Source organism: Chamaesiphon sp. OTE_20_metabat_361, assembly GCF_031364565.1.
Window position 1 is genome coordinate 1 of sequence record NZ_JANLWO010000031.1, and the last position, 1772, is coordinate 1772.

1 protein-coding gene is annotated in these 1772 nt (G+C 46.2%); it reads left to right on the top strand.

The features are described from left to right. The first annotated feature begins 255 nt into the window (after positions 1 to 255). Positions 256 to 1578 (top strand): HAMP domain-containing sensor histidine kinase, encoded by a 1323-nt coding sequence (locus RMO35_RS00770; RefSeq protein ID WP_309737883.1) that lies wholly within the window; start codon positions 256 to 258, stop codon positions 1576 to 1578. The last annotated feature ends 194 nt before the right edge of the window (positions 1579 to 1772 follow it).

Consider the following 1772-nt stretch of genomic DNA (forward strand, 5'->3'; position numbering starts at 1 on the left):
TTTCGTAGTGAGGCTAATGCTACCATTCGATCGCGCAAATCTGGACTCTCCAACTGTTGTGTCAGTAATGCTGTCTCTGTTGGCTCTAGATCGCTCATATACTTTTTCCCATGCGTTATCTCTAAATTGTAACAAATTTTATTAATCTAACGGCTAGACAGATATTTTTGACCCAGTGAGACTGCATGTTAGATGCAGTAGCCGATTTGTCTAGTCGGAATGCACTATCTGACCATAGCACCCCGATAAAGATCTATGCCTACCCCGATCGACTCAACGCATCTATGCCAACTTACAGCGACTCAGATTCAGGAAATTTTAGTGCTCAATGGAGTCTTAATCGAACAGTATCAACCCCAGTTACATCGCTGGTTGACGCTCGCGCAGTTGCCAGATCTCGGACGATTGACGCTGAGCATCGAGCCTGATAAAGCAGCAGAGATCGATCGCCGATTACATCAACGTGAAATCGTCGAGTTTACCGCCATGATGACGGTAATGAAGATCGATATTTGCGATCGCTATGTATTTATTCCCTTGCTCACTCAACCTGGATTCCACGATCGCCAAGAAACCGAATTGTGGGGTAGAATTTGTCTGATCGGACACCCCCATAGTATTTGGTCGCCGCAAGATTTATCGTGGGTACAGGCATTGGGACAACAACTCCTCACCGCCATGAATTTGCTCGCAGAAGCCGCGACGGCATCCGAACCAATAAATGCGAGTAGCTCTCCTTTATCCGACCTCGCTGAGCTGATCGAGCGGCTCGGTAGCCTAGAGGATCTCTGTCAACAGAAGGATGATTTTATCGATAGTATCGCTCACGATTTGCGGGCACCATTGATGAATATTAAAATGGCAATGAAGATGTTGAGAACTAGCTTGGAAAACGATCCAGATATCTCACATTTATTACTTGGGCATCGAGCTGAAACATATTTAAATATTTTAGAACAAGAATGCGATCGCGAGGTAGACTCGATCGATCGCATCTTAGATATCCAAAGATTGGAATATGTGGAAGAACGGGAACGATCCTTATGCCCAGAGACATTACGCAGACAGGTATCGCCGACTTTACCCTCAGAGCAGCAACTCAATCTCGAATCATTAGCAATTGCGACCTGGCTACCACCAACGATCGAACCATTTATTCATCGTGCTAAAAATGACGGTCAAATACTAACTAGTTCGGTTTCCCAATGGCTACCGACGATCGAAACCGATCGCACTCTTTTGACTAAGATTGCGATCGAACTCTTAAATAATGCCTGTAAATATACACGCGTAGACGGACAGATCTCCATCGCGATCGAAGCTCATCCACACTCCGATTCACTAACGATCGTTGTCAAAAATCAGGCAGAAATACCTCAACAACATTTACCACGGATCTTCGATCGCTTTTATCGAATTCCCTCGCGAGGATCGTCACAAAATGGGAGTGGGTTAGGATTATCTTTAGTCCAAAAATTAGTCGATCGATTAAACGGTCAAATTCATGCGACTAGTGCGGCTGGCTGGACAGAGTTTGTCGTTAAATTACCTTTAGCCGTTCGAGCTAGTCGCTGCTAAATCCCTAAATAAGTAGGTTAGACTTCGTTTCGAGGTGGTTTACCCCCCAACCCCCCTTATAAAGGGGGGCTTTGCTCCCTCCCCTGCTTGGTGCGCTATCACTGCCGGGTAACCCGGTCAGTGAACGCATCCGATTTAAACGGGGAGGGCTGGGGTGGGGTAAAGGACTACGCATCATCTCATCTTCCCTGGAC